At 70.6% G+C, this 26,886-nt stretch carries 21 protein-coding genes and 3 pseudogenes; 10 read left to right on the forward strand and 14 right to left on the reverse strand.

Annotation, left to right across the window (positions count from 1 at the left end; translation table 11 throughout):
- Positions 1–23 precede the first annotated feature (23 nt).
- Both AB0I71_RS26425 and AB0I71_RS26430 read right to left on the reverse strand, forming a co-directional pair.
- The gene (locus AB0I71_RS26425) at positions 24–611 is read right to left on the reverse strand and encodes a general stress protein (protein WP_357589015.1); all 588 of its coding nucleotides are present in this window, start codon (positions 609–611) and stop codon (positions 24–26) included.
- A gap of 212 nt (positions 612–823) precedes the next feature.
- Positions 824–2,221 (reverse strand): glycoside hydrolase family 6 protein, encoded by a 1,398-nt coding sequence (locus AB0I71_RS26430; RefSeq protein WP_357589017.1) that lies wholly within the window; start codon positions 2,219–2,221, stop codon positions 824–826.
- A 162-nt stretch (positions 2,222–2,383) separates the two neighbouring features.
- Here AB0I71_RS26430 and AB0I71_RS26435 point away from each other — a divergent pair, with 162 nt between their 5' ends.
- A complete protein-coding gene (locus tag AB0I71_RS26435) occupies positions 2,384–3,346 on the forward strand; it encodes an FAD-dependent oxidoreductase (protein WP_357589019.1) in 963 nt (320 codons plus the stop codon).
- Positions 3,347–3,376: 30 nt separating this feature from the next.
- Here AB0I71_RS26435 and AB0I71_RS26440 read toward each other — a convergent pair.
- Both AB0I71_RS26440 and AB0I71_RS26445 read right to left on the reverse strand, forming a co-directional pair.
- Positions 3,377–4,657 (reverse strand): annotated as a pseudogene (locus AB0I71_RS26440) (cation:proton antiporter).
- A 141-nt stretch (positions 4,658–4,798) separates the two neighbouring features.
- Positions 4,799–6,928 carry a SpoIIE family protein phosphatase gene (locus AB0I71_RS26445; protein WP_357589021.1) on the reverse strand — a complete coding sequence of 710 codons (2,130 nt, stop codon included), beginning with the start codon at positions 6,926–6,928 and terminating at the stop codon, positions 4,799–4,801.
- Positions 6,929–7,116: 188 nt separating this feature from the next.
- Here AB0I71_RS26445 and AB0I71_RS26450 point away from each other — a divergent pair, with 188 nt between their 5' ends.
- On the forward strand, positions 7,117–7,977 hold the full coding sequence (locus AB0I71_RS26450; RefSeq protein ID WP_357589023.1) for a hypothetical protein: 861 nt from the start codon (positions 7,117–7,119) through the stop codon (positions 7,975–7,977).
- A 64-nt stretch (positions 7,978–8,041) separates the two neighbouring features.
- Here the strand turns inward: AB0I71_RS26450 and AB0I71_RS26455 are convergent.
- Positions 8,042–8,415, reverse strand: a pseudogene (locus AB0I71_RS26455) (DUF6401 family natural product biosynthesis protein).
- A 158-nt stretch (positions 8,416–8,573) separates the two neighbouring features.
- Here AB0I71_RS26455 and AB0I71_RS26460 point away from each other — a divergent pair.
- Positions 8,574–9,020 carry a hypothetical protein gene (locus AB0I71_RS26460; protein WP_357589025.1) on the forward strand — a complete coding sequence of 149 codons (447 nt, stop codon included), beginning with the start codon at positions 8,574–8,576 and terminating at the stop codon, positions 9,018–9,020.
- A gap of 33 nt (positions 9,021–9,053) precedes the next feature.
- Here AB0I71_RS26460 and AB0I71_RS26465 read toward each other — a convergent pair whose 3' ends face one another.
- The 5 genes from AB0I71_RS26465 to AB0I71_RS26485 all read right to left on the reverse strand — a co-directional run bounded on the left by AB0I71_RS26465 (position 9,054) and on the right by AB0I71_RS26485 (position 11,792).
- Positions 9,054–9,341 carry a hypothetical protein gene (locus AB0I71_RS26465; RefSeq protein ID WP_357589027.1) on the reverse strand — a complete coding sequence of 96 codons (288 nt, stop codon included), beginning with the start codon at positions 9,339–9,341 and terminating at the stop codon, positions 9,054–9,056.
- A gap of 94 nt (positions 9,342–9,435) precedes the next feature.
- The gene (locus AB0I71_RS26470; RefSeq protein ID WP_099846597.1) at positions 9,436–9,693 is read right to left on the reverse strand and encodes a hypothetical protein; all 258 of its coding nucleotides are present in this window, start codon (positions 9,691–9,693) and stop codon (positions 9,436–9,438) included.
- Positions 9,694–9,839: 146 nt separating this feature from the next.
- Entirely contained in the window at positions 9,840–10,301 is a 462-nt protein-coding gene (locus AB0I71_RS26475) for an SRPBCC family protein (protein WP_357589029.1), read from the reverse strand.
- Positions 10,302–10,350: 49 nt separating this feature from the next.
- Positions 10,351–10,767, reverse strand: a complete 417-nt coding sequence (locus AB0I71_RS26480; RefSeq protein ID WP_357589031.1) for a DUF2795 domain-containing protein — start codon at positions 10,765–10,767, stop codon at positions 10,351–10,353.
- Positions 10,768–10,814: 47 nt separating this feature from the next.
- Positions 10,815–11,792 carry a YihY/virulence factor BrkB family protein gene (locus tag AB0I71_RS26485; RefSeq protein WP_357589033.1) on the reverse strand — a complete coding sequence of 326 codons (978 nt, stop codon included), beginning with the start codon at positions 11,790–11,792 and terminating at the stop codon, positions 10,815–10,817.
- Positions 11,793–11,964: 172 nt separating this feature from the next.
- On the opposite strand from AB0I71_RS26485, the gene AB0I71_RS26490 reads away from it, so the two are divergent.
- On the forward strand, positions 11,965–12,366 hold the full coding sequence (locus AB0I71_RS26490) for a ChaB family protein (protein ID WP_357589035.1): 402 nt from the start codon (positions 11,965–11,967) through the stop codon (positions 12,364–12,366).
- Between the two features lie 106 nt (positions 12,367–12,472).
- On the opposite strand, the gene AB0I71_RS26495 is transcribed toward AB0I71_RS26490, so the two are convergent.
- Positions 12,473–13,906 (reverse strand): aldehyde dehydrogenase family protein, encoded by a 1,434-nt coding sequence (locus AB0I71_RS26495; RefSeq protein ID WP_357589038.1) that lies wholly within the window; start codon positions 13,904–13,906, stop codon positions 12,473–12,475.
- A gap of 69 nt (positions 13,907–13,975) precedes the next feature.
- Between AB0I71_RS26495 and AB0I71_RS26500 the strand changes: the two genes are divergently transcribed.
- Positions 13,976–15,589, forward strand: a complete 1,614-nt coding sequence (locus tag AB0I71_RS26500; RefSeq protein WP_357589040.1) for an NAD(P)/FAD-dependent oxidoreductase — start codon at positions 13,976–13,978, stop codon at positions 15,587–15,589.
- 18 nt (positions 15,590–15,607) lie between these two features.
- On the opposite strand, the gene AB0I71_RS26505 is transcribed toward AB0I71_RS26500, so the two are convergent.
- Complete coding sequence (locus AB0I71_RS26505; RefSeq protein ID WP_357589042.1) at positions 15,608–16,375, reverse strand: polyprenol monophosphomannose synthase; 768 nt, start codon at positions 16,373–16,375, stop codon at positions 15,608–15,610.
- Positions 16,376–16,468: 93 nt separating this feature from the next.
- The gene (locus AB0I71_RS26510) at positions 16,469–16,915 is read right to left on the reverse strand and encodes an SRPBCC family protein (RefSeq protein ID WP_357589044.1); all 447 of its coding nucleotides are present in this window, start codon (positions 16,913–16,915) and stop codon (positions 16,469–16,471) included.
- Between the two features lie 268 nt (positions 16,916–17,183).
- Here AB0I71_RS26510 and AB0I71_RS26515 point away from each other — a divergent pair, with 268 nt between their 5' ends.
- The 5 genes and pseudogenes from AB0I71_RS26515 (at position 17,184) to glgP (ending at position 25,473) form a co-directional block, all read left to right on the forward strand.
- Positions 17,184–18,848, forward strand: coding sequence for an HAD-IIIA family hydrolase (locus AB0I71_RS26515; RefSeq protein WP_357589057.1), 1,665 nt, complete (start codon positions 17,184–17,186; stop codon positions 18,846–18,848).
- Positions 18,845–19,816, forward strand: a complete 972-nt coding sequence (locus AB0I71_RS26520; RefSeq protein WP_357589046.1) for a glycosyltransferase — start codon at positions 18,845–18,847, stop codon at positions 19,814–19,816. The genes AB0I71_RS26515 and AB0I71_RS26520 overlap by 4 nt, the downstream gene beginning before the upstream one ends.
- Positions 19,807–21,015, forward strand: a pseudogene (locus AB0I71_RS26525) (glycosyltransferase); the annotation flags it as partial. The gene AB0I71_RS26520 and the pseudogene AB0I71_RS26525, both read left to right, overlap by 10 nt.
- 438 nt (positions 21,016–21,453) lie before the next feature.
- The gene (glgA, locus tag AB0I71_RS26530; protein WP_164100202.1) at positions 21,454–22,884 is read left to right on the forward strand and encodes a glycogen synthase GlgA; all 1,431 of its coding nucleotides are present in this window, start codon (positions 21,454–21,456) and stop codon (positions 22,882–22,884) included.
- A 141-nt stretch (positions 22,885–23,025) separates the two neighbouring features.
- The gene (gene glgP, locus AB0I71_RS26535) at positions 23,026–25,473 is read left to right on the forward strand and encodes a glycogen phosphorylase (RefSeq protein ID WP_025304564.1); all 2,448 of its coding nucleotides are present in this window, start codon (positions 23,026–23,028) and stop codon (positions 25,471–25,473) included.
- Positions 25,474–25,540: 67 nt separating this feature from the next.
- Here the strand turns inward: glgP and glpD are convergent.
- Positions 25,541–26,886 (reverse strand): glycerol-3-phosphate dehydrogenase (glpD, locus tag AB0I71_RS26540; RefSeq protein ID WP_357589049.1); only part of this gene is annotated, 1,346 nt, incomplete at its 5' end.

The following is a 26,886-nucleotide window of genomic DNA, read 5'->3' on the forward strand; positions in this document are numbered from 1 at the left end:
CGGGCGGTGCGGTGCCGGCGAGGTCAGCCCGCCGGCTGCGCCGCGCGCCCACCCAGGTTGAGCCGGGCCAGCAGCTGACGGGCCTGGTCGGCCACGTCGGCCTCCACGGTGACCGCGTACCGGTTGGCGCGCAGTGAACTGGCGGAGGTGAAGTCACGCTGCCCGCCCGTCATCCCGTGCGCCACGGCACCGAAGACGGCACCCCAGACCGCACCGATGACCAGACCGGCGAGGATCACCGCCACCCAGTTCCCGACGGTGAAGATGCCGAACAGCAGGCCGATGAACAGACCGAACCAGGCCCCCGTACCGGCCCCGACCAGCGCCGCCCGGGCGGTGGTCATCCGGCCCAGCACGGTCTCCACCAGGGTCAGGTCGGTGCCGACGATGGCGGTGCGTTCCACCGGGAACCGGTTGTCGGCGAGGTGGTCCACCACCCGCTGGGCGGCCGGATAGTCCTCGAACGCGCCGATCGTCACGGTCGGCGGCCCGGTCTGCGGCCCGTGGCCGTCGCGACTGGGAGCGGCGGGACGGCCGCCGGGGCCCGACGGGAGGGTGCCGCCGCCGGTCACACCCGGCTGCCAGGCCGCGGGGTTCGACTGTGTGGTCATTGGTCTCCTCCTTCGTCAACTGTTCGCCTTCCCGCGTCGGCGCGGCGGTAACACCCCGGCGGCGTCCGACTCGCCGCCGCGCGCCGGCCCGGACCGGGCGGCCGGCGACCCGAACGGCTTCAGCGGCACAACGAGCGAGGGGACATCGGGGTGGGCCCCCGGGCACCGCCGGTACGGGCGGTGGCCGAGGGCCCACGGGTCGGTTCGGGCGATCAGGCGCAGGCGGTGCCGTTCAGGCTGTAACCGCTCGGCGCGGGCAGGCTGCTGCCGGTGTAGGTGCCCTGGAAACCGACGCTGAGCGTGCCGCCGCTGGGCAGGCTGCCGTTCCAGGCGGCGTTGCGGACCGTGATCTGGTTGCCGGACTGGCTCCAGTCACCGTTCCAGCCGTTGCTCAGCCGTACCCCGGAGGCGACGTTGAAGGTGAGGTTCCAGCTGCTCAGCGCCGCGCCGCGGTTGGTCACCCGGATCTCGGCGGTGAAGCCACCGGTCCACGTGTTCGGGGTGAACGTCACCGAGCAGCCGCCGCCGGGCGGGTTGGTGGTCGGCGGCGTGGTCGTCGGCGGAGCGGTGGTGGGCGGCGTGGTGGTGGGCGGGGTGGTGGTCGGCGGCGTGGTCGTCGGCGGCGCCGTGGTCGGCACCGGGCCGGCCGCGATCGCCAGGTCGTACGCCCGCTGCGGCACGAACTGACCCGCTGCCGCGATGCAGCCGTCCGCCTCGCCCGGCAGCTTCACCCAGAGGAACGCGTCGATGGCGGAGTCACCGGTGTTTGTGGTGCTCGGGGTGCCGATCGCGCGTCCCGGCGGGTCGCACCACTCGGAGCCGGCCGGACCGTTGCCGTTGCGGCTGGTGTCGACGACCGCCTTCAACCGGGAGTTGCCGGTCGCCGCGATGATCTGCTTGGCGTACGAGACCTCGTCGGCGGTGCGGCGGTAGTTCGACACGTTCACCGAGATGCCGTCGGCGCTGTTGGAGATGTCGGCGGCGTTCAGCCGGGCGGCGGCCTCCCCGGCGGCGAGCCAGCCGCCGTGGCCGATGTCGAAGTAGACCTTCGCCGCCGACGAACCCCGCTTGAGGGCCTTGCCGGCGTACGCCATCGAGGCCCGCACCTCAGCCTGCTGGCTCTCGTTCATGCAGCTGGTCATGATAGGGAGCACGTCGGGCTCCAGGATGATGCTGGCCGGGCGGCCGCCGAGACCCGCGGCGACCTGGTCCACCCACTGCCGGTAGGCCGTGTGGTTCGGCGCACCGCCCGCGCTGTGGTTGCTGCAGTCACGGTTGGGGATGTTGTAGACCACCAGAATCGGGATCTTGCCGGCGGCGGCTGCGGCGCCGACGAAGGAGTCCACCTCGGCGCGTACCGTCGAGGTGTTCGTGGTGGTGTACCAGCGGGGCTGGGGGACGCTGGCGATCCGGTCCCGGATCACGGCGGTCTTGGAGTCGTTCGGGTTGGCCGCCACCCAGCGGGCGGCGCTGGTCTGCGGGTCGACGTAGAAGGCGGAGTCGGCGGCCGCGGCGGGCGCGGGACGCAGCGCGCCCACGCCGACGCTGCCGGCCACGGTCAGTGCCGTCGCCACGACGCCGACCAGAGCGAACGTGCTTCGGGTTCTCATGGTCTGCTCCTCGTACCCATCGAAGAAAGTGCGTGGAAGCGCTCCCACATGTCCGACAAGGTACGGGCCGATTGCCGGCTTGTGAAGACCTTCCGGAAGTATCGAGCGACAGCGGGGGCCGCGACGTCGCCCCGTGGCGGCCGGCCGCTCTACGATCATGGGATGGGTGGTGACCGGTCCGGCGTGGTGGTGATCGGTGCCGGTATCGCCGGTGTGGCCTGCGCTCGGGAGCTGGCGAACGCCGGCATCCCGGTTCAGATCCGGGAGCGGGGCCGGGTGGCCGGCGGTCGGATGGCCAGTCGACGCTTCGACGGCCGCCCCGCCGACCTCGGCGCGGCCTACCTCACCGTGAGCGATCCCGAATTCGCCGAGGTGGTACGCGGCTGGCAGGCCGCCGGCCTGGCCCGGGAATGGACCGACACCTTCGTCGCGTACGACGGTGGGGGCCGCCGCGAGGTACGCGGGCCGATGCGGTGGGCGGCACCGCGCGGACTGCGTTCGCTCGTGGAACACCTCGCCCGGGACCTGCCGGTGGTGGTGAACCGGCTGGTGCTCGGTGTCGGACCGGGACCGACAGTGGACGGCGAGGAGTGTGCGGCGGCGGTGCTGGCGATGCCCGGGCCGCAGGCCGGGCTGCTGCTCGACCCGGAACTCGTCGCGGCCACCGAGGCCGTGGGGCGGCAGCGGTGGTCGCCGACACTGTCGGCGATGCTGCGGTTCCCGAGCCGGCGGTGGACCGACTTCCGGGGCGCGTTCGTCAACGACCATCCACTGCTCAGCCTGGTCTGCGACGACGGCGACCGGCGCGGCGACGGTGCCGCGGTCCTGGTCGCCCACACCACGGACGAGTTCGCCGCCGGGCACCTGGCGCAACCCACCGCAGCCGCGCCGGAGATCGAGGCGGCCGTACGCGACCTGCTCGCCCTGGCCGACCGGGCCGAGCAGGTGCACGTGCACCGGTGGACGTACGCCAAGCCGGCTGACGGTGGTGGCCCGGACACCGGCTTCCACCTCGACGACGACAGCATCGGGCTGGCCGGCGACGCGTTCGGCAAGCCCCGGGTACAGACCGCCTGGCGCTCCGGCCGTGACCTCGGCCGGGCCCTGGCCCGCCGGCTGACCTGACGTACCGAGTGGCCGCCGCCGGTTTGTCGCTCAGGCCGCGACGGCCGTCGAACGGGCATCCGGGGCCGCTGTCCTGGTGCGCTGACCAGCGGCGTCCAGCAGTCGCATGACCGGGGTCGCCGCGATGCCGTGCGTCACCACGGAGACGATCACCACCAGGGCGGTGGTGGCCCAGAGGAGTTCCGCCTGGGGGAAGTCCGCTTTCGTGGTGGCGTAGGCCAGGTAGTAGAAGGAGCCGATGCCCCGGATGCCGAAGGTGGCGATCACCCAGTGCTCCGCTGGCCGTCCGGGCGCGCCGCGCAGAGCCAGCCAGCCGATCAACGGTCGGATCAGGAACACCAGAGCCAGACCGGCAAGTGCGGCGGGCCAGGTCAGCGCAGTCAGCAGCCCACCGATCACCGCACCGCCCAGCAACAGCAGCATCAACACGGTGAGCAGCCGTTCCACCTGCTCGGCGAAGTCGTGCAGCACCGCGTGATACTCATGGCTCCGCTCCGCCGCCCGGATGGCGCGTGCCGCCACGAAGACCGCCAGGAAGCCGTAGCCGCCGGCCACCTCCACCAACCCGTACGCCAGGAAGGTGGCAGCCAGCGCCAGGAACCCCTCCGCGTGCCGGGCCAACCGCAACTCGCTGGGCGCCCGGAAGAAGAGTTTGCCGAGCAGTCAGCCGATCACGAGCCCACCGACGGCCCCCGCCCCGACCTTGTAGAGCAGATCGACGGTGATCCAGCGGACCAGCCAGTCACCGGGGGCGAGACCGCTGCTCGCGATCGCGATCGCCGCGTAGACGAACGGGAACGCCAGACCGTCGTTCAGCCCCGCCTCCGAGGTGAGCGCGAACCGGACCTCGTCCTCGGCATCCGAATCGGCGTTGGGCTCGCCGACCTGGACGTCACTGGCCAGGACCGGATCGGTGGGCGCCAGTGCCGCGCCGAGCAGCAACGCGCTGGCCGGCACCAGGCCGGCCCACCACCACCCGAGCAGTGCGACGGCGACGATGCACAGCGGCATCGCCACGGCCAGCAGCCGCCACGTCGACGACCAGCGCTTCCAACTCAACTGTCGGTCGATCTTCAGCCCGGCGCCCATCAACGCGACGATCACGCAGATCTCGGTCAGATGGGTGGCGAGTTCCCGATGGGCCAGGGGATCGGGCAGGGGCAGGCTGGTGGGCAGCGCGTAGATCAGCATCCCGAGGCCGAGGAATGCCAACGGCATCGACAGCGGCCGCTGCTCCAGCAACCGCGGCAGGATGCCGGCGAGCAGCGCCGCCACACCCAGCACCGCGAACGCAACGTCGAACGTTTCCACCCGACCGCCTCTCGCGCCGCCGCCACTCAAGGACGGGCGGCGCAGAACGTGCCCCCGCTGAGCCTCCGGTAATCCGGGAATTTCTCAGCAGGGTGACGGCGTGCCGGTTCGTGACAACGGAGTGGGCCTTCGGCCGGGTACTCAGGTGGGCGGGAGCAGGATCTCGAACCAGACAGTCGAGCCGCGGACGGTGGGGTCGGTGCCCCAGGCGTCGCTCAGCTCCTCGATCAGACCCAGTCCGCGCCCCCGGCTGCTCAGCGTCTCGGTGCGGGCCCGGGTGACGGTGCCCCGGGAGCCCGAGTCGGCCACCGACACGAGCAGCCGCTCGGGGCTCAGGTCGACCTCGACCCGGGCCGCCGTGCCGGCGTGCAGCAACGCGTTAGTGGTCAGCTCGCTTGTGCACAGCACCGCCGCCCCGATCACCGACTCGGCGACCTCCCACTCGGTGAGCTGGGCGGTCATCCAGTGCCGCACCCGGCTCGGCGCGGTCGGCTCGGCGGGCACCTCCATCCGCGCCGACCGGCTCGGACGCACCGCGTACTCGACGGCGAGCACCGCCACGTCGTCCTCGGTCGCGCCGGGCACAGCCGCGGAAGCCACCGCGCACAGCGACCTCGGGTCGCCGCTGGGCGCCCCGGCCACCGACTCCGCCAGGCGGGCCAGGCCGTCCGACAAACCATGCCGTCGTCGTTCCACCACACCGTCGCTGAACAGCAGCAGCGTGTCGCCGGGGGAGAATGCGACGGTGTGCGTCGCGGCGTGGTAGCCGACCCCCAACGGGGCACCGGAGGGCACGTCGACGTACTCGGCCCTCGGCTCGCCCGACGGTGCACAGCGGCGCACCAGCGGCGCCGGATGCCCGGCGCTGGCCAGGGTCAGTTCCTCCCGGCCGACGTCGATGACGCCGAACGCCACGGTGACGAACAGCTCGAACGTGCCGGCCTCGGCGCCGAGGCTGCCCACCAGGCGGTCGAGCCCGGCGAGCACCCGGTCCGGGCGGGGGTCGTTGAGCGCCAGCGCCCGCAGCGCGGCGCGGACCTGGCCCATCCGGGCGGCGGCCTGCACGTCGTGTCCGGCGACGTCGCCGAGCACCACACCCAATTCGCCGGTGGGCAGCACGAACGCGTCGTAGAAGTCCCCGCCCGCGGCGTTGCCGTCCACGCCCGGGTCGTACCGCGCGGCGATCCGCAGCCGGGGCAGGACCGGCAGATTTTCCGGCAGCATGCTGCGTTGCAGCAACTGGGCGGTGCCGTGCTGGGTCTCGAAGCGGCGGGCCCGCTCGGTGGCCTGCCCGACCAGTTCGGCCGAGGCCGCCAGCAGTGCCCGCTCCGCGGCGGACCACGGGTGCGGGGAGTGGTAGCCGACGGTCAGCCCACCCCTGACCACCGAGGCCCGCAACGGTACCGCCGCCAGGGCGCGGATCTTCTGGTCGTGCCGGTCCGCCGCGATCTCGTGCAGCGGCTGGCCGTCATCGATGAAGGTGGCCTGTCCGCTGCGGGCACTGACCACCGCCGGGGCCGACCAGCCGGCCGGGCCACGCCGCCACAGCGGGGGCAGCCGCTCGTCCGCCTCGTCCACCAACTCGCCCCGGACCCGCCGGACCATCCGCCATCCGGTGCCACCGCCCCCGTCGTCCACCGCGAAGGAGACCCGGTCGGCGTCGAACGAGGTGATCGCGTAGCGCAGCGCGACCCGTGCCACGTCGTCCAGGGTGAGGGTGCCGGAGAGCGCTGCGGCGAAATCGCTGAGGCCCTGCAACTGCCGGGTGGCCGGGCTGGTCTCGGCCACCACGGACAGGACGCCGACGACCCGGCCCTGGCTGTCGCGTACGGGGGAGCAGGCCCGGGTGTAGACGGGCTGTTCGAGTGCGGCCGAGGCACGGTGCAGCGGAAGTGGGATCTCCTTGTCCAGGAGGGGGGTCCCGGTGCGATAGGCGTGCTCGATGACGTCACCGACCCCGGGACGCTGCCAGACCCCGGCGAAAACCTCAGCGGCGGGCCGCCCCATGGCGTTCGGATGCCGGTCGCCGATCAGGTCGGCGTACGCCTCGTTGTAGAGCAGCAGCAACTCCGCGCCCAGGTGCAGGGCCATCGGGGCCGGCGAGGCGAGCACCACCTCGGCGGCCGCCCGGACGGCCGGATCCCACGACTCGTACGGGCCGAGCGCGGTGGCATCCCATCGGGGATGGCCGGCGACAGCCGCCGCGCCCGGCACCGTCGCGCCCGGCAGCGGGCCTGCTGGCGTGGGTACTCGCCCGACCGTTCCTGGCATGAACGCAGCCTAGTCCGCCCGCTCGACCGCCGTTCCCGATCATCAGCCGGGCGCGTCGAGCCGGGACATCAGGGCAGGTCAGAGCCGCTCCGGTGCGATCTGTCCAGAAAAAGGGGCTGATCCGAGCGGCGTGCTGGCCGGGGGAAGGGGTAAGCGCGCGGGGCAATCCATGCGACAGGAGGGACGTCATGCCGGAAACCCTCGCGGCCAGGCAGGTCAACATCGGTGACGCCGCGGCCGACATGTGGAGGTCGGTGCTGCTGTTCGTGCCCCGGGCCATCGCGTTCATCGCGATCCTCGTGGTCGGATGGCTCATCGCCAGAGCCGTGCTCAAGATCGTGGACACGGTCCTGGAACGGGTGGGGTTCGACCGGGCGGTCGAACGGGGCGGTATCAAGCGTGCGCTGGAGCGGACGCGGTACGACGCCAGTGACATCCTGGCGAGGCTGGCGTACTACGCGGTGCTGCTGTTCACCCTTCAGTTCGCCTTCGGCGTCTGGGGACCGAACGCGATCAGCGACCTGATCGCGGGCGTGGTGGCGTGGCTGCCCCGGGCCTTCGTGGCGATCATCATCGTGGTGGTGGCCGCCGCGATCGCCAACGCGGTACGGGATCTCGTCACCGGGGCGCTCGGCGGGCTGTCGTACGGCCGCTTCCTGGCCGACGTGACGGCGATCTTCATCATCGCGCTGGGTGTCATCGCGGCGCTCAACCAGGTGGGTATCGCCACCACAGTCACCCAGCCCGTGCTGATCGCGGTGCTCGCCACGGTGGCGGGCATCCTGATCATCGGCGTCGGTGGTGGTCTGGTGCGGCCGATGCAGAACCGCTGGGAAGGCTGGCTCACCAGAGCGGCCGAGGAGTCGCGGGCGATCCGCGAGCAGCGGCAGGGTGCCGAGGCCGGTCGCGGCGACATGCAGCGGCAGATGGCCGACCGGACCGGAGCCGCCCAGCCGGCCGCCCGGGGATCGGAGTCCTCGATGGCCGGGGGACGGGGCACCTACCAGTCCGGCAACGCCGGCGACGAGACGCAGCAGTTCCGTCCGTGACGGTCGGTCGCGTTGTCAGTCGCTCTGAGACGGGTGTCCGCCGTGAGGCGGGCACCCGTCGCCCTCACAGCGGTGGCAGTTGCGGGCCGGCGTGTCCAGCGCGCCGGTCAGCGCGCAGACCGCGAGCAGGCGCAGCATGACCCAGTCCGCCTCCGCCCAGTCGATCGGGGCGTCGGCCGGCTGCCAGCCGTACTCCTCCGCGGCGGCGCACAACCCGTCGGCATAGCCGGCGAGGGCCGCGGCGGTCAACGGCCGCCGGTCCCCGTGCAGGCTGTCACGCACCGCTGCGGCGTGCTGGTCGACGGCAGCGAGCAACCCCGGCCGGAGGGTGGCCGCGGCGAGTCCGTCGAGTCCCACCGCGTTGGCGAGCGTGACGAGGCTGGACCGCGCCCAGTCGACGGCGGTGGGGGAGGTGACCCGGTTCGACGACACGCGCATGGGGAACGAATGTAGCCAACCCGCAGCGCCGTGACCTCGGCCGCTCGGACGGTCACGGCCTCCCCGGCGGTGCCCGCCGGCTGTCCGAGGGGATCGAGTCGGACGCGGCGGGCGGCGGAAACCGGACGCCGCGGCATGACCGGCACCAGGAGGTACGGATGGACACCGTCGACGGACCCGACGAGCGGCACCGACGCCCGGCCGGCGTGAGCGACGACACGGTGGCCGCCCTCGGCAAGCTGAGCGAGGCCCTGGAGTGCGTGGAACGCGCTCGTGGACATCTCTACTCGCTGCACCAGCTCATCGGGCACGCCGATCTGATGCTCGACGACGCGGTACGGATGTTCCGCGACGCCGGGCACCCCGAGATCGCCGACCGGATCGCCGACGAACTGGTGGGCCGCAACGTCATCGCCGGCCGGTGGACGTTCCAGATCGTCGAGGACTTCGACGACGGCTACCACGCGTTGTTCCGCGACGTGGACCGGTCGGCACGCGAGCAACTGGTCGGTGGTCGACGGCACCTCTACGAGGCGGAGATGAAGGAGCGTCGCCGGACGCACGGGCGTTCAGGCCACGAGGCGCGCCCGACCGGCGAACCGTGACGCCTCGGCTTGGCCGAGGACTTCGAGCGGCCCCTACTCGGTGGAACGCACGTCCGCCGGGCGACGACGCGCGGCGTCGTCGGCGATGATCACGGTCGCCACCATCAGCGCGACGCAGAGGCTGAACAGCCATGAGCTGTCATCGACCAGCCTGGCGGAGACAGGCGCCTGCACGGCGGCGAGCAGGAAGCCGAGCCATGCCAGGCGGCGCTGACGCGTGGAGAGGAAGCCGGAGCCCTGATGCATTCCGAAAGTCTTGCGCGCGACGCGCCCATTGCCGTCAGCCGAACGGCCGATTCTGCCGGAGCTGTCCGAATTCACCGACCGTTCGGCTGAGCTTTTCGGGCTGCCGACGTGGGGCTCCGGGCACGTCGCGGATCGCGGCCAGGACCCCGGAAAGTACCCGGAGATGTTGTCAGAGGGTGTCCGGGCCGGTACGTCCGGTAGTGGAGGGGCGGTAGGCGCGGTCGGGGTCGGTGGGTTCACGGCCGGTGCCCGGCACCTCGCCGCCCCGGTCGGCCGCCTCGGGGCCGTGCCCGAAGGCGGCTTCCTCTCCGGCGTCGTTGCCGGTCACGTCGTCGGCCTGCCCGTCGAGCGTGGACCGGGCGACGGCCCGGTCCAGTTCCTCCAGCGGGAGTCGTTCCTCGTTGCGCCACGCCCTGTCGTCGGTCATGTCTTCGCGGTACCCCGGGCCGTTCGTCGCAAACGACAGGGCCGGCCGCGCACAGGTGGATCCCCGGCGACGGAGCGGACGGCCCGGTACACGGCGACGGCCGCCGGGTGCCACCCGGCGGCCGTCGACAGGATCTCCTCGCGGAGTCAGGGCTGGGGACGGTCGACCTGCCCGCGCCACGCGCCGGTTTCCTGGCCGCGCCGCTCGATGAACGTCTTGAACCGTTGCAGGTCGCCCTTTGCCCGGCGGTCGACCACGCCGAGCTTGTCGCCAGCCTGCTCGATGACGCCGTGCGGGTCGAACTCCAACTGAAGGCTGACCCGGCTGCTGTTCTCGTCCAGTCGGTGGAAGGTGACCACCCCGGCGTGCTGAGTGCCGCCGGTCGACCGCCACGCCACCCGCTCGTCGGGCAGCTGCTCGGTGATCTCGGCGTCGAACTCCCGCTTGACGCCGGCGATCTCGACGGTCCAGTGGGTCATCGTGTCGGAGATCTGGCGGATCTCCTGCACACCCTCCATGAACTGCGGAAACTCCTCGAACTGGGTCCACTGGTCGTACGCCGTCCGCACCGGGACGGCCACGTCGACATGCTCCGTTACGCCACTCATCAGCATCCTCTCCTGCGCTCGGTGGGGCTTGCGGACCGGGCCGGTCCAGCTACCAGCGCGTCGTCTCGTTGGTGTGGCCGAGCGCCGCCCACACCTCGGACACCGTCTGGTACCGGGTGCCCTCGGGTAGGCGCTCCAACGCGGCCACTACGTCGTCGGGGGCCTCGTTCTCACGCGCGTTGGCGAGCAGCGCGGCTCGGTCGCCGGGCAGGGCGCTCATCGTGATGAACCGCCCCAGCCGGCTACGTGCCTCGACGTCCTCGGAGGTCATGCCCTGGGGAGAGCCGCTGCGCAGGTCGCCGGCCGGCGCCGTGGTGGGCTCCGGCTGGTCCTCGCCCGCAGGCTCCGGGACGCGGAACTCGTCGACCCGCGAGCCGCCGGTCCCCGGCCCCTGTACGAGGCCGCTGACCTCCTGGCTCATCTGCTCGTCGACCCTCGGTGAGTGCTTGCTGCTGCCGCGATCCATGTCTTGTGCGCTACCCGACGGGACGGGTGGTAAACCACGGCGAGCGGTCACGTACCAGCCGGTGACCGGGGTGGCAGGACCGGCTCGTCGGCGTCCCCCTGGCCGGACTGGATCATCCGTCCCCGCTGGAGCTCGGCGTTGATCTGGACACCGAGCATCAGTGCGGAATTGGACAGGTAGAGCCAGACCAGGAACGCGATGACCGCGCCGAGGCTGCCGTACGTGGTGCTGTACGAGCCGAAGTTCGCCACGTACAGCCCGAAGCCGAAGGAGCCGAGCGCCCAGGTGGCCAGGGCCACCACCCCGCCCGGGGTGAGCCAGCGGAACCGTGGCTGACGCACATTCGGCGCGACCCAGAACAGCAGCGACATCAGCAGCATCGCGATCAACGCCAGCGCCGGCCATTTGGCCACCGCCCACGCGGTGCGCGCCGCGCCGCCGGCCCCCACCAGGTCACCGACCGCGTCGGCGACCGGGCCGCTGACGATCAGACCGGCGGCCACGGTGGCGAGCAGCACCAGCGACACGGCGGCCAGCCCGATCTGCGTCGGACGTAGCTTCCACACCGGCCGTCCCTCGACCACCCCGTAGATCGCATTCGAGGCCCGGGTGAACGAGGCGATGAAGTTCGAGGCCGACCAGAGCGCGCCGAGCAGACCGAAGCTGAGCAGCACCCCGGCGGAGCTGTTCTGGCTCACCACCTCGCGGACCACACCGACGAAGCTCTCGTTCGCCACCACCGAGCCGGCACCCACGTCGCGAGCCAGGTCGAGCACGGTGTCGACGGTGCGTTCCCCGTCGGAGACCAGACCGACCAGGGCCACCACCACGACCGTGGCGGGGAACAGCGCCAATACCCCGTAGTAGGTGAGAGCCGCGGCCCAGTCCGTGCAGTTGTCCCGCAGGTAGTTGCGTCCGGCCCGGACCAGCACGCCGCGCCAGGTCTGCCAGCGAAGCTGGCGGATCCCCGGCAGCCGGGGCACCTGCGGGTCGGCCGGCGGGGCGTCGGGGTTCGTCGTCGTCATAACTGCTCCCTGGGGCACGCCGGGCACCTACGGCTCGTCGATGGCCCCGCCGGTACCCGGCCCCGTCCGGCGGCAAACGCTTGCGGCGTTTGCCGCCGGGTTCTTCGGGTACGCCAACCCGAATCGCTCGCACACGCAATTCGAATCGCTTGCACACGCAAGGAGGATCGAGATGCCCGGGCGCGAGGTACTGCCCAGCACGCTGCGGCGCTCCCCGGAGAAGGCCCAGCGCACCTGGGAGAAGACACACGATTCCGCGGTCGAGACCTACGGCGAGGGCGAGCGGGCGCACCGCACCGCGTTCGCCGCCGTCAAGCACGAGTTCGAGAAGGTCGGTGACCACTGGGAGCCGAAGGGCCGCAGGGGGCCCAGCGACCAGCAGGCCGCCGGTGGTGGCCCGGCCCGGCGCGCACCGACCGCCGGTGGGGTGGACGCGAACGCCCCCAAGGAGCACCTCATGCGGGTGGCCCGCGAACTGGACGTGCCGGGACGGTCGAGCATGACCAAGCCGGAACTGGTCAAGGCCATCCAGAAGGCCAACGACCGGGAGACCCGCCGGGCCCGCGGCGGCTGATCAGGCCCACCGTCCGACAGGGGCCCGATCGGCGTACCCGCCGGACGGGCCCCTGCGGCTCGCCCCGGCCTCGCCCGGTTCCGCCGGACGCCGGGCCGGAGCGGGTTCACCAGTGGCCGCCGCCGGGCGCCTGGATGTGGACCGCCTTGGTGGCGGTGAACTCGTCGAGCAGCTCCGGCCCGTAGCCGAAACCCTGGCCACTGCTCCGGCGCGGGTGCGCGGCACCGGCCGGCGCGCCACCGAATACCGCGTTCACCTTGACGGTGCCCACCGGCAGCTCCCGCCAGGCCCGCTGGGCGTGACTCATCGACCCGGTCAGCACCGTCGCCGCCAGCCCGTACGGCGAGTCGGCCGCGCACCGCAGCGCCTCGGAGAACGAGTCGACCACCACCACGGCGGCGACCGGACCGAACGTCTCCTCGCGGATCAACGCCAGGTCGTGGCGGCACCTGTCGACCACCGTCGCCGGGTAGAAGGCACCCGGCCCGTCCGGCAGGGTGCCGCCGACGCATAGCCGGGCGCCGTCGGCCACCGCCGCGACGACCTGACCGTGGACCTGATCGCGATGGCGTCTGTCGACAAGCGGGCCGAGCTGGGTGTCCGGGTCCCGTCCCGGTCCGACGCGCAGCGCGGCGGCCCGCTCGACGAGCGCCGCCACGAAGTCCTCGGCGATGTCGCGGTGGGCGTAGATCCGCTCCACCGCGACGCAGATCTGGCCCGCGTTCGCGAAGGCGCCCAGGGCGGCCTCACCGGCGGCCCAGATCGGGTCGACGTCGGCGTCGACGATCAACGGGTCGCTGCCACCGTTCTCCAGCAGCACCTTGGCGCCGGTGCCGGCCGCGGCGGTGGCGATCGCCCGGCCGGTGGCGCTGGACCCGACGTGCGCCACCATGTCCACCTCGGCGGCGGCGAGCGCCGCGCCGGTCGTGGGGTCGCCGCTGAGCAGCGACAGCACCCCGGCCGGCAGGGCGCTGTCGAACGCCCGGGCCAGCAGCCACCCGGTCGCCGGGGTGCGCTCGCTGGGCTTGTGCAGCACCACGTTCCCGGTGACCAGGGCCGCACCGAGCAGCCCGCAGGACACGGCGACCGGGTCGTTCCACGGCGTGACGGCGGCCACCACGCCACGCGGCTGCGGCGTCATGAAGTCGATCGCGGCGGGATCGCCGTGCAGGGTGCGGCCACCCCGGGCCGGCGCGAGTTCGGCGTACTGCCGCAGGGTGGCGATGCCCGCGTCGACGCCGCCCCGGGCGTCCGCGAGAGGCTTGCCCATCTCCGCGGTCGTGGCGTGGGCGAGGTCGTCGGCGGCCTCGGCGACCGCGTCGGCGATCCGGTGCAGTGCCGCGGCCCGCTCCGCCGGGGCCGTCGCGGCCCATTCGGACGCCATTCCCCGTGCCGCCGCCACCGCCTTGTCCACCTCATCGGCCGTGGCGACCGGCGCGCTGGTCACCTGCCGGCCGTCAGCCGGATCGTGCACCACCAACTCGCCGGCCTCCCCGCCGGCACCCCATACCCCACCGATGAGCTGCGTGACCGTGTACATGGCGCGCTGCATGCCCGGGCCCGGCCGCGGCAAACGTTTCGGCCGCACGACTCGGGGTAGCGTCCCCGGATGACTTCGCCAGGTTCCCATGGTGCCGAGCGGGCCGACGCCGTCATCGTCGGTGCCGGACACAACGGCCTGGTCGCCGCCAACCTGCTCGCCGACGCCGGGTGGGACGTGCTGGTGCTGGAGGCGACCGGCGTACCCGGCGGGGCGGTGCGCTCGGCGGAGGTGACCGCGCCCGGGTACCTCAGCGACCTCTTCAGCTCGTTCTACCCGCTCGGCTTCGCCTCACCGGTGCTGCGCGGGCTCGACCTGACCCGGTACGGGCTCACCTGGCGGCACGCCCCCGACGTGCTGGCCCACCTGTTCCCCGACGACCGGGCTGCGGTGCTCAACCGCGATCCCGCCGTCACGGCCGCGTCGTTGGAGACCTTCGCCCCCGGCGACGGCGAGCGCTGGCTGACCGCGTACGAGCAGTGGCAGCAGGTCGCCGACCCGATGATGCAGTTGATCACCACTCCGTTCCCGCCGGTACGCGGCGGCCTCGGCCTGCTGCGCCGGCTACGGGTCGGTGGCTCGCTGCGGCTGGCCCGGCGGCTGGTGCTGCCGGCGAGCCGGCTCGGCGAGGAACTGTTCACCGGTGCCGGCGGGCCGGCGTTGCTGGCCGGGTGCGCCCTGCACACCGACCTGTCCACCGAGGAGGCCGGCTCCGGCGTCTACGGCTGGCTGCTCGCCATGCTCGGGCAGCAGGTCGGCTGGCCGGTCCCGGAGGGCGGTGCGCAGAAGATCACCGACGCGCTGGTGGCCCGGCTGACCGAGCGGGGCGGCCGGATCCTCTACGGCGCCCGGGTCGACCGGGTCCTCGTCGCCCGGGGCCGGGCGGTGGGCGTACGTACGGTCGGCGGCACCAACTGGCGGGCCCGGCGTGCCGTGCTCGCCGACGTGCCCGCGCCCGCGCTGTACCTGGATCTCGTCGGCCCCGCCGTGGTGCCGCCGCGGCTGGTGGCCGACCTGGAACACTTCCGCTGGGACGGTTCCACGCTGAAGGTGGACTGGGCGCTGTCCGCCCCGATGCCCTGGACGAACCGCAGCCTGGCCACCGTCGGCACGGTGCACCTGGGGGCGGACCTCAACGGGCTGACCGGCTACGCCGCCACGCTGGCCCTGGGCGAGCTGCCACCGGATCCGTTCCTGCTGGTGGGGCAGATGTCGGTGGCGGATCCGAGCCACTCGCCGCCGGGCACCGAGTCGCTCTGGTCGTACACTCATCTGCCGTTTCGTCGGCACTGGCGAGCCGACGACATCATGGCCCACGTGGAGCGGATGGAGGCCGTGCTGGAAGCCGCCGCCCCCGGCTTCCGCGGCCTGGTGGTGGGCCGGCATGTGGCCGGCCCGGCCGAGCTGGAGGAGGCCAACCCGAGCCTGGTCGGCGGCGCGCTGGGCGGCGGCACCGCCGCCCCCTACCAGCAGTTGTTCCTGCGGCCGGTACCGGGCCTCGGCCGCGCCGACACCCCGGTGGACCGGCTCTTCCTGGCCAGCGCGTCGGCACACCCCGGCGGCGGGGTGCACGGGGCACCCGGTGCGAACGCCGCCCGGGCCGCCCTGGCCCGCGACCGGGCCCTCACCGGTGGGTGGTACCAACGGGCGATGGCCACGGCGCACCGGGCCGTCTACGCGTGAACGGGCGGCTCCGACCGGTCAGGGCTCGATGTTGCGGTGCCGGGTACGGAGCTTGAACGGCATCAGCGCACTCTCGATCTTGGTGGCGGTGGTCATCTTCGAGGCACCGTCGCGCCGCTCCTCGAACCGGATCGGCACCTCCAGAATGGTGTGCCCCAGCTTGGTGGCCAGGTAGTGCATCTCGACCTGGAAGCTGTAGCCGTTGGACTGCACCCGCTCCAGTCCGATGTCGCGCAGCGCGTCGGCCCGCCAGATCTTGAATCCGGCGGTGAGGTCCCGGATCCGCACCCGCAGCAGCGTGTGCACGTACAGGTTCGCCCAGCCACTGAGCGCCCGTCGGTACAGCGGCCAGTTCTCGTCCAGCTCGCCGCCCGGCACGTAGCGTGACCCGATGACCACGCCGGCCTGAGTGGACAGCAGGGCGCCGAGCATTCCCGGCAACGCCTCCGGCGGGTGGGACAGGTCGGCGTCCATCTGGGCCACGTACTCGGCGCCCCCGTCGAGCGCCCGGCCGATCCCGTCCACGTACGCCCGGCCGAGACCCTCCTTGCCCGGCCGGTGCACGACCTCCACCCGCTCCGGATGCTCTATGGCGAGCTTGTCCGCGACCTCACCGGTGCCGTCGGGGGAGTTGTCGTCGGCGACCAGCACCTTCAGACCGGGCAGTGGCAGCGCGAGGAGACGCTCGACCAGCACCGGCAGGTTGCCCGCCTCGTTGTAGGTCGGGACCACGACGGTCAGGCGCACGTCCCGCCACGGCGAGGGCAACTGGACGGGTTCGATCATGGGGGACATCCTCGGTCTGCGGACAGGGTTCCCCGAGAGCGTAGCTACTTGTCCCTTCCGGGGTGAAATGGCTCCCCCGGCGCAGTGCCACGATCAGTCCGGTGCCTTCTGCCGGCGGGCGATGTCGGAGAGCCGGTCCAGGGTTTCCTCGTTGCGCAGGTGCAGCACCAGATCGTTGATTTTGGTGCGGATCCAGCGCAGTGGACCGGCGGCGAAGTCCTCCGCGAGCAGCACCCGGGTCGCGTCCGTGCCGACGGGCTCCAGGGTGAAGACCACGACCGCCTCCCCGGCCGGCCAGAGCTGGACGCGGAGCATGAGCTTGCGCTCCGGTTCGCAGGCCAGCACGGTCGAACAGTCCTCCAGGGAGAACGGCCAGGGGCCCGCGCGGTGGTACAGCCGGGTACCCACCCGGGGCCAGTCCTCGTCCACGTTGCGCATGTGGGCGGTGCCCACCACCCAGTCGCTGTAGGTCCATCCGTCCGCGAGCACCGCCCACACCTGCCGGGCCGGGGCCTCGATCACTTTCTCCACAACCGCCACCGCCCCTCGGTACCCGGCCCGTGGCCTCGGCTAACGAGGTGGCCGGGTTAGCTTCTCGGCGACCGCGGGTAAGGCCAACCGCGGGCGGCCGTGCGGGTGCCGTCGGTGCGCGGTGTCGTCGGCCGCGTCGCGGGTGACGTTTACTCACCGGGGCGCAGGGAACCCGCCGCCCGTGCGACAGGACCATGGGGAGCCGGATCAGCGCAGGTCAGCTGGGGTGCTGGCCGATGTCGACCGGACCCTGTCCCGCCCGGTCCTGTTCGACGCGGTGTTGCTGGACCGCGACGGCACCCTGGTCGAGGACGTGCCGTACAACTCGGATCCGGACAAGGTGCGCCCGATGCCGGGGGCCCGCGCGGCGCTGGACCGGCTGCGGGCGGCCGGGCTGAAGCTCGCCGTGGTGACCAACCAGTCCGGGTTGGCCCGGGGCCTGTTCACCGAGCGGCAGTTGCACCGGGTGCACCGCCGGATCGAAGCCCTGCTCGGCCCGTTCGACTCCTGGCAGGTGTGCCCCCATGACGACGGGGACGACTGCGGGTGCCGCAAGCCGAGACCGGGTCTGGTGCACGCCGCCGCGCGGGCGCTGGGCACCGTACCCGCCCGCTGCGCCATGATCGGTGACATCGGCCGCGACGTGACGGCGGCGCTGGCCGCCGGCGCGGCCGGCATCCTGGTCCCGACGCCGGTGACCCGCGCCGAGGAGGTGGCGACGGCCCCCTGGGTGGCCGCCGACCTGCCCTCGGCCGTCGCGGAGATCCTGCGACGCCAGGCTTCCCTGCGCCCGGCGGAGCCCGTGGCGGGGGCCGGTGCCACGGGTGCCCGTCGATCTCGCGGGGAACGCCCCGGTGACGGTCGCACGGTGCTTGTGGTGCGGTCGGACTCGGCGGGTGACGTGCTGGTGACCGGACCGGGTGTCCGGGCGGTCGCCGCCGGGGCCGAACGGGTGGTGCTGCTCTGCGGGCCCCGTGGTCGGGCCGCCGCCGACCTGCTGCCCGGCGTCGACGAGATCGTCGAGCACCGGCTGCCCTGGATCGACCCGGACCCCGCGCCGGTCGACGCGCGGGAGATGGCCACCCTGGTGACCCGGCTGGCCTCGGTGGGCGCCGACGAGGCGGTCATCTTCACCTCGTTCCACCAGTCGCCGCTGCCGCTGGCCCTGCTGCTACGGATGGCCGGGGTCGCCCGGATCGCGGCGATCAGTGACGACTACCCCGGCAGCCTGCTGGACGTGCGGCACCGGGTGCCGGCAGGTGTGCCGGAGGCCGAGCGGGCGCTCTCGCTGGCCGCCGCCGCCGGCTACGTGCTCGGCGAGGGCGACGTGCCGCAGCTGCGGCTGCGTCCGGTCCCGCCGCCACCGACGGAGGCCGGCGCACCGGGCTACGTGGTGCTGCATCCCGGCTCGGCGGCACCGGCAAGGGGCTGCCCGCCGGAGCTGGCCGAGCGGATCGCCGACGAACTGAGCGCCGCCGGGCACCGGGTGGTGGTCACCGGCGGTCCCCACGAGCGGGAACTCACCGCGCGGGTCGCCGGACGGCACTGCCGGGACCTCGGTGGCCGCACCGGCCTGGCCGAGCTGGCCGGGGTGGTGGCCGCCGCCGGCGCGGTGGTGGTCGGCAACACCGGGCCGGCGCACCTGGCCGCCGCGTACGGCGTGCCGGTGGTGAGCCTCTTCGCGCCGACCGTCCCCTTCGGGCAGTGGGGGCCGTGGCGGGTGCCGACGGTACGCCTCGGCGACGCCACCGCGGCCTGCCGCGACACCCGGGCCGCACGGTGTCCGGTACCCGGACATCCCTGCCTCAGCGGCGTCGAGCCGGGCGCCGTGCTCGACGCGTTGCGACTGCTCGGTGTCTCGCCGGACCGACCGTCCGCCGGTCCGGCCGGGTCGCGGGCGGTACCCGAGGTGGCAGGCGTCGGTGGTGGGGGTGCCGGATGAACATCCTGCTCTGGCACGTGCACGGTTCCTGGACCACCTCGTTCGTGCACGGCAAGCACCGCTACCTGATTCCGGCCACCCCGGACCGGGGACCGTACGGGCTGGGTCGGGCCCGGACGTACACCTGGCCGGAGAGCGCCGCGGAGGTGAGCCCGGAGCAGTTGCGCACCGCCGAGGTCGACCTGGTGATCCTGCAACGCCCGGAGGAACTGGACCTGGCCGAGGAGTGGCTCGGTCGCCGGCCCGGCCGGGACCTGCCGGCGATCTACGTGGAGCACAACACCCCGAAGGACGGTCAGGTCCCCAACAGCCGCCATCCGATGGCCGACCGGGACGACCTGCTCATCGCCCACGTGACGGCCTTCAACGAGCTGTTCTGGGACACCGGCACGACCCGGACCACAGTCGTCGACCACGGCATCGTGCCGCCGGCCGTCGAGTACACAGGTGAACTCGACAGGCTGGCCGTCGTGATCAACGAGCCGGTCCGCCGCTGGCGGGTCACCGGCACCGACCTGCTGCCCCGGTTCGCCGAGATCGCCCCGCTTGACGTCTTCGGCATGGAGGTGGCCGGGCTGGCCGAGCACCTCGGTCTGCCGGCCGACCGGTTGGTCAGCCACGACGACGTGCCGCAGCACCGGATGCACGCCGAGTTGGCACGCCGCCGGGCGTACCTGCACCTGTGCCGGTGGACGTCGCTGGGGTTGAGCCTGATCGAGGCGATGACGATGGGCATGCCGGTGGTGGCGTTGGCCACCACCGAGGCGGTGATGGCGGTGCCGCCGGGTGCCGGTGCCCTCTCCACCCGGGTCGACACGCTGCTGGAGGCCGCCGGCCGGTTCGTCGCCGAACCGCAGCGGGCACGCCGGGCGGGCGCTGCGGCCCGCGTCGCCGCCCGTGAACGCTACGGCCTCGACCGTTTCCTCACCGACTGGGACCGGCTGCTGGAGGAGGAAGTATGCGGATAGCGATGATCTCGGAGCACGCCAGCCCGCTCGCCATCCTGGGCGGCGAGGACGCCGGTGGCCAGAACACGCACGTCGCGGAGCTCTCCGCAGCGCTCGCCGCCGCCGGACACGACGTGCGGGTCTACACCCGCCGCGACGCGGTGGACCTACCGGTGACCGTACGCAGTCCGGACGGCTACGACGTGGTGCACGTCCCGGCCGGGCCGGCCGAGCCGGTGGCGAAGGACGCGCTGCTGCCGCACATGCGCCCGTTCGGCTCCTGGCTCATCGACAGGTGGCGGGGCGGGGACTGGGCCCCCGACGTGATCCACGCACACTTCTGGATGAGCGGGCTGGCCGCGCTGGAGGCGGGCCGGCGGACCGGGGTGCCGGTGGTGCAGACGTACCACGCGCTGGGCACGGTGAAGCGTCGTCACCAGGGCGTGCAGGACACCAGCCCGGCCCGGCGGATCGGCTACGAGCGCCAGCTGGGGCGCTCGGTGGACCGGGTGATCGCGCAGTGCCGCGACGAGGTCGGCGAGCTGGTCCGGATGGGCGTGCCCCGGTCGGCGATGACAGTCATCCCGTCCGGGGTGAACCTGACCACGTTCGCCCCGCTCGGTCCAGCCACCGAGCGGGAACCCGACCGGCCCCGGATCCTCACCGTGGGACGGCTGGTGGAACGCAAGGGCTTCCAGACGGTGGTCCGGGCGATGGCGCACGTGCCCGAGGCCGAGTGCGTGGTGGTGGGTGGCCCACCGGCCGGCCTGTTGGAGACCGACCCGTACGCCCGGCGGCTGCGGGCGCTCGCCGGCAGCTGCGGCGTCGCCGACCGGGTCCGCCTGGTCGGCGCGGTGCCCCGGGAGGAGATGGGCCGCTGGTACCGCTCGGCGGACATCCTGGTCGCGGCGCCCTGGTACGAGCCGTTCGGGCTGACTCCGCTGGAGGCGATGGCGTGCGGGGTGCCCGTGGTGGCCACCGCCGTCGGCGGTCTGCGCGACACGGTCGTCGACGGCGTGACAGGTGACCTGGTGCCGGCGCGGGATCCGCGTGCGCTGGGGGAGGCGCTGCGCGCGCTGCTCGACGACCGGATCCGCCGGTTCGCGTACGCGGGCGCGGCGCGGGCCCGGGCCCGTCGGCACTACTCGTGGGAGGTCACCGCCCAGCGTCTCGCCGAGGTGTACGACGAGGTGGCCGCCGTGCACCGACCGACCCGGGTGCACGGCATGACCATGAACTCGCTGGTGTCCGGCGGCTGTATCGTCTCGGGCTCGGTGGTGGTGCATTCGGTGCTGTTCCCGCGCGTGCGAGTGAACTCGTTTTGCACCATCGACTCTACCGTATTGTTGCCGGACGTGAACGTCGGCCGTTCCTGCCGCCTGCGGCGCTGCATCATCGACCGCGCCTGCCACATTCCGGAGGGCATGGTGATCGGGGAAAACGCCGATGAGGACAGCAAGCGTTTTTATCGCTCGGAAGGCGGCATCGTGCTGGTGACGCGCGAAATGTTGTCAAAATTGTGAGTTAACGTGGGCGGCAGAACGATAGCCTGCCGCCCGATGAACGGTTCGATGGCTTGCGCAACGCGGCACACATAACAGCGGCAAGCCTGCTTTATTTCTTATCCAGAGGCCTTCGGCCGACTTTCAGGAGTGATAATGCAGGTCTTACACGTATGTTCTGAAATGTTCCCCCTGCTGAAAACGGGCGGACTCGCAGACGTGGTTGGCGCACTGCCGGCGGCGCAAATCGCCGAAGGCGCCGATGTTCGGGTGCTATTGCCCGCTTTCCCTGACGTACGCAACGGCATTCCGGACACCGTGCTGGTGGCGGAAATCGATTCGTTCGCCGGCCGGGTGGGCCTGCGTTACGGCACCTATCATGGCGTGGGCATTTACCTGCTCGATGCGCCCTGGCTGTATGACCGGCCGGGCAGCCCGTACCACGATCAGTCCATGTACGCCTACCCCGACAACCACCGGCGCTTTGCGCTGCTGGGCTGGATGGCCTGCGAGCTGGCCAAGGGGCTGGATCGCTACTGGCGCCCGCAGCTGGTGCACGCCCACGACTGGCACGCCGGTCTCAGCTGCGCCTATCTGGCCGCCAACGGCCACCCGGCGCGTTCGGTGTTCACGGTGCACAACCTGGCCTACCAGGGGCTGTTCTCCGCCCATCACGTGACCGAGCTGTGGCTGCCGGCGTCGTTTTACAGCGTCTATGGCCTGGAGTTCTACGGCCAGATGTCGTTCCTCAAGGCCGGGTTGTTTTATGCCGACCACGTGACCGCCGTCAGCCCGACCTATGCGCGCGAGATCACCCGGCCGGAGTTCGGCTACGGCATGGAGGGGCTGCTGCAGGAGCGGCAGCGGCAGGGCAGGCTGAGCGGCATCCTCAACGGCGTGGACGACAAGATTTGGGATCCGACCCACGACCCGCGGCTGAGCGCCCGCTATGACGCCGACGATCTGAAAAGCAAGGTCAAAAACAAGCTGCATCTGCAAAAGGCCATGGGACTGAAGGTGGACGAATCGCTGCCGGTGTTCGCGGTGGTGAGCCGATTGACCAGCCAGAAAGGCCTCGATCTGGTGCTGCAGGCGTTGCCCGAATTGCTGGCGCAGGGCGGGCAGTTGGCGCTGCTGGGCGCCGGCGACGCGGTGCTGCAGCAGGCGTTTCTGGCCGCCGCCGCCGACTACCCTGAGCAGGTCGGCGTGCAGATCGGTTATCACGAATCCTTCTCCCACCGCATCATCGGCGGCGCCGACGTCATTCTGGTGCCGAGCCGCTTCGAGCCCTGCGGCCTGACGCAGCTCTACGGCCTGAAATACGGCACGCTGCCGCTGGTGCGCCGTACCGGCGGGCTGGCGGACACGGTGGTGGACTGCGCCCTAGAGAACCTGGCCGACGGCACCGCCAGCGGATTTGTGTTCGACGATTGCGACGCCGTTGCGCTGGGCAACGCCATCCGCCGCGCCATGGTGCTGTGGAGCCGGCCGAAACACTGGCGCCACGTTCAGCGTCACGCCATGAGCGTGGACTTCGGCTGGCCGGTGGCGGCGAAAGAGTATTTATCGCTTTATCAACGCTTGTAGCCCGCGTTTCGCGTCTCGGGTTGACGCACGGCGGGCAGCCGTAAGGGTAGATTGTCGGGGCGCGGCGTATCGCGTCCATGTTCAGCGGAGCCCGCTATTCCGCGGCGAATGGCGGGGCTCCCTACAAGGGATTAAAAAGCCATGACTTCACCGTTTAGTTACACCTCACCTACGGTCAGTGTGGAAGCGCTGAAACACTCCATCGCCTATAAGCTGATGTTTATCGTCGGCAAGGATCCGGCTATCGCCAACCGGCACGATTGGCTGAACGCCGTACTGTTCGCGGTGCGCGATCGCATGGTGGAGCGCTGGCTGCGTTCCAACCGCGCCCAGCTGTCTCAAGACGTGCGGCAGGTGTATTACCTGTCGATGGAGTTCCTGATCGGCCGCACTCTGTCTAACGCGCTGCTGTCGATGGGCATCTATCAGGATATCGACAATGCGCTGAATGAGATGGGGCTGAACCTGGCGGAGCTGCTGGAGGAAGAGAACGACCCCGGGCTCGGTAACGGCGGTCTGGGCCGGCTGGCGGCCTGCTTCCTCGACTCGCTGGCCACGCTGGCGCTGCCGGGGCGCGGCTACGGCATTCGCTATGAATACGGCATGTTCAAGCAGAACATCGTCAACGGCCAACAGATGGAATCGCCGGACTACTGGCTGGAGTACGGCAATCCGTGGGAGTTTCCGCGCCATAACACCCGCTACAAGGTGCGCTTCGGCGGCCGCGTGCAGCAGGAGGGCGCCAAGGCGCGTTGGCTGGAGACCGAAGAGGTCGTGGCCATCGCCTACGATCAGGTGATCCCCGGTTTTGACACTGACGCCACCAACACGCTGCGGTTATGGGGCGCGCAGGCCAGTAACGAGATCAACCTCGGCAAGTTCAACCAGGGCGATTACTTCGCGGCGGTGGAAGATAAAAACCATTCGGAGAACGTGTCGCGCGTGCTGTATCCGGACGATTCGACCTCCTCCGGGCGCGAACTGCGGCTGCGGCAGGAGTATTTCCTGGTGTCGGCCACGGTGCAGGATATCCTCAATCGCCATTGGCTGATGCACAAAACCTTCGACAACCTGGCGGACAAAATCGCCATTCACCTCAACGACACCCACCCGGTATTGTCGATTCCCGAGCTGATGCACCGGCTGATCGACGAGCACAAATTCAAGTGGCTCGACGCCTGGGAAGTGGTGGAGCAGGTGTTCTCTTACACCAACCACACGCTGATGAGCGAGGCGCTGGAAACCTGGCCGCTGGACATGATAGGCCGCATCTTGCCGCGCCACCTGCAGCTGATTTTCGAAATCAACGATCACTTCCTCAAGATGGTGCAGGAAGTGGCGCCGGGCGACAACGATCTGCTGGCGCGGGTCTCGATCATCGACGAAACCAACGGCCGCCGGGTGCGCATGGCGTGGCTGGCGGTGGTGGCCAGCCACAAGGTCAACGGCGTTTCCGCTCTGCATTCTGAACTGATGGTGCAGTCGTTGTTCGCCGACTTCGCCCGGCTGTTCCCGACTCGTTTCTGCAACAAAACCAACGGGGTAACGCCGCGTCGTTGGCTGGCGCTGGCCAACCCGCCGCTGGCGGCGGTGCTGGACGACTGCATCGGCCAAACCTGGCGCACCGATCTCAGCCAACTGAGCGAGATCCAGGCCAATATCGACTACCCGAGCTTCCTGCAGGCGGTACAGCGCGCCAAGCGGCAGAACAAGGAGCGGCTGGCGCTGTATATCGCCAAAACGCTCAACGTGGTGGTTAACCCGGATGCGTTGTTCGACGTGCAGATCAAGCGCATCCACGAGTACAAACGGCAGCTGCTCAACGTGCTGCACGTCATCACGCTGTATAACCGTTTGCTGGACGATCCGGAGATCGAGCGCGTGCCGCGGGTGGTGATCTTCGCCGGCAAGGCGGCCTCGGCCTACTATGCCGCCAAGCAGATCATCCGCTTGATCAACGACGTGGCCAAAGTGATCAACAACGATCCGCGCGTGCATACCCAACTGAAGGTGGTGTTCATTCCGAACTACGGCGTCAGCCTGGCGCAGATCATTATCCCGGCGGCGGATCTGTCGGAGCAGATCTCGCTGGCGGGCACCGAGGCCTCGGGCACCAGCAATATGAAGTTCGCGCTGAACGGCGCGCTGACCATCGGCACGCTGGACGGCGCCAACGTCGAGATGCGCGAGCACGTGGGGGAGGAGAACATCTTTATCTTCGGCAATACCGCCGAGCAGGTCGAGGAGCTGCGCCGCAACGGTTACAACCCGCGCCAGTACTATGAGCAAGACCCGGAGCTGCATCAGGCGCTGACGCAGATCGCTACCGGCGTGTTCAGCCCGGAAGAGCCGAAACGCTATGGCAATCTGTTCGACTCGCTGGTCAACCTCGGCGACCACTATCAGCTGTTGGCGGATTACCGCAGCTATGTGGACACGCAGGACAAGGTGGACGAGGTCTATCTCAATCAGGACGAATGGACGCGGCGTGCGGTGCTGAACATCGCCAACATGGGCTACTTCTCCTCCGATCGCACCATTCAGGAATACGCGGACGAAATCTGGCACATTCAGCCGGTGAAGCTGTAAAGCGGGGCAGGAAAAAAGCAAAGGGCCGGATAATCGGCCCTTTTTCGTTTTTTCGTTACGCTGCGGCTCAGGAAGCCAGAGACAGCGCTTTCGTTTTCGCGTGTTCTGCCAGCCAGGCTTTCACTCGCGCCTGCTGCGCCTCGTCCAGCCACATACCCAGCTTGGTACGGCGCCAGATGGCGTCGGCCAGCTCTACGACCCACTCTTTCTCGGTCAGGTAGCGCAGCTCGGCTTCATACAGACCGTGGCCGAAATCTTCGCCCAGATCGGCGAGGCCGTTGGCGCCGGCCAGGATCAGCTCGCTCTGGCTGCCGTAGGTGCGGGCATAGCGGCGCGCGAGAGCTTCCGGCAACCAGCCGTGCGCACGGCGCAGTTTGGCCGCGTAGCCGTCGCGGTCGCCGTCGATGTCACCGCCCGGCAGCGTGGCGTTTTTGGTCCACGCCGGGCCGCAGCCTGGGTAGTAGTGGGCCAGTTTTTCCATCGCATGCTCGGCCAGCTTGCGGTAGGTGGTCAGCTTGCCGCCGAAGACCGACAGCAGCGGCGCTTTGCCCTGCTCATCGTGCACGTCCAGCGTGTAATCGCGGGTGATCGCCTGCGGTGAATCGGACTCGTCGTCGCACAGCGGACGCACGCCGGAGTAAGTCCAGACGATGTCGTCGCGGCCCAGCTGCTTCTTGAAGTGATCGTTGTACACTTTCAGCAGATAAGCGATTTCGTTCTCGTCGATCTTCACGTCTTTCGGATCGCCTTTGTACTCCACGTCGGTGGTGCCGATGATGGAGAACTCGTCATTCCACGGGATCACGAACACGATGCGGTGGTCTTCGTTCTGCAGAATGTAAGACTGCGGCTGATCGTGCACGCGCGGCACCACGATGTGGCTGCCTTTGATCAGACGGATGCCGTAAGGCGATTTCAGCTTCAGGCCGTCGTCGAAGAAGTTTTTCACCCACGGGCCGGTGGCGTTCACCAGGCCTTTGGCGCGCCAGGTGAAGGTTTTGCCGCTGTCGATATCGACCGCTTCCACCATCCACAGGTCGTTTTCACGCCATGCGCGGGTCACTTTGGTGCGGGTGCGCACTTCGCCGCCGCGTTTTTCCACTTCCTGCGCGTTCAGCACCACCAGGCGAGCATCGTCGACCCAGCAGTCGGAATATTCGAAACCGCGCTTCAGTTCAGGCTTCAGCACTGACTCTGGTCCAAAGCGCAACCCCTTGCTGCCCGGCAGGCTGGTGCGTTTGCCCAAGTGATCGTACAGGAACAGGCCGATACGGATCATCCAGGCCGGACGCAGGTGCGGCTGGTGCGGCAGGCGGAAACGCATCGGGAACGCGATGTGCGGTGCCAGCTTCAGCAGCACTTCACGCTCGGCCAGCGCTTCGCTCACCAGACGGAATTCGTAGTGTTCCAGGT

This window comes from Micromonospora sp. NPDC049891, assembly GCF_040660295.1.
Lineage (GTDB): Bacteria > Actinomycetota > Actinomycetes > Mycobacteriales > Micromonosporaceae > Micromonospora.

Excerpts from the sequence above, each read along its gene's own strand:
- AB0I71_RS26425 (WP_357589015.1), bottom strand. The coding sequence starts at position 611 with ATGACCACACAGTCGAACCCCGCGGCCTGGCAGCCGGGTGTGACCGGC.
- AB0I71_RS26430 (WP_357589017.1), bottom strand. The coding sequence starts at position 2,221 with ATGAGAACCCGAAGCACGTTCGCTCTGGTCGGCGTCGTGGCGACGGCA.
- AB0I71_RS26435 (WP_357589019.1), top strand. The coding sequence starts at position 2,384 with ATGGGTGGTGACCGGTCCGGCGTGGTGGTGATCGGTGCCGGTATCGCC.
- AB0I71_RS26445 (WP_357589021.1), bottom strand. The coding sequence starts at position 6,928 with ATGCCAGGAACGGTCGGGCGAGTACCCACGCCAGCAGGCCCGCTGCCG.
- AB0I71_RS26450 (WP_357589023.1), top strand. The coding sequence starts at position 7,117 with ATGCCGGAAACCCTCGCGGCCAGGCAGGTCAACATCGGTGACGCCGCG.
- AB0I71_RS26460 (WP_357589025.1), top strand. The coding sequence starts at position 8,574 with ATGGACACCGTCGACGGACCCGACGAGCGGCACCGACGCCCGGCCGGC.
- AB0I71_RS26470 (WP_099846597.1), bottom strand. The coding sequence starts at position 9,693 with ATGACCGACGACAGGGCGTGGCGCAACGAGGAACGACTCCCGCTGGAG.
- AB0I71_RS26475 (WP_357589029.1), bottom strand. The coding sequence starts at position 10,301 with ATGAGTGGCGTAACGGAGCATGTCGACGTGGCCGTCCCGGTGCGGACG.
- AB0I71_RS26480 (WP_357589031.1), bottom strand. The coding sequence starts at position 10,767 with ATGGATCGCGGCAGCAGCAAGCACTCACCGAGGGTCGACGAGCAGATG.
- AB0I71_RS26485 (WP_357589033.1), bottom strand. The coding sequence starts at position 11,792 with ATGACGACGACGAACCCCGACGCCCCGCCGGCCGACCCGCAGGTGCCC.
- AB0I71_RS26490 (WP_357589035.1), top strand. The coding sequence starts at position 11,965 with ATGCCCGGGCGCGAGGTACTGCCCAGCACGCTGCGGCGCTCCCCGGAG.
- AB0I71_RS26495 (WP_357589038.1), bottom strand. The coding sequence starts at position 13,906 with ATGTACACGGTCACGCAGCTCATCGGTGGGGTATGGGGTGCCGGCGGG.
- AB0I71_RS26500 (WP_357589040.1), top strand. The coding sequence starts at position 13,976 with ATGACTTCGCCAGGTTCCCATGGTGCCGAGCGGGCCGACGCCGTCATC.
- AB0I71_RS26505 (WP_357589042.1), bottom strand. The coding sequence starts at position 16,375 with ATGATCGAACCCGTCCAGTTGCCCTCGCCGTGGCGGGACGTGCGCCTG.
- AB0I71_RS26520 (WP_357589046.1), top strand. The coding sequence starts at position 18,845 with ATGAACATCCTGCTCTGGCACGTGCACGGTTCCTGGACCACCTCGTTC.
- glgA (WP_164100202.1), top strand. The coding sequence starts at position 21,454 with ATGCAGGTCTTACACGTATGTTCTGAAATGTTCCCCCTGCTGAAAACG.
- glgP (WP_025304564.1), top strand. The coding sequence starts at position 23,026 with ATGACTTCACCGTTTAGTTACACCTCACCTACGGTCAGTGTGGAAGCG.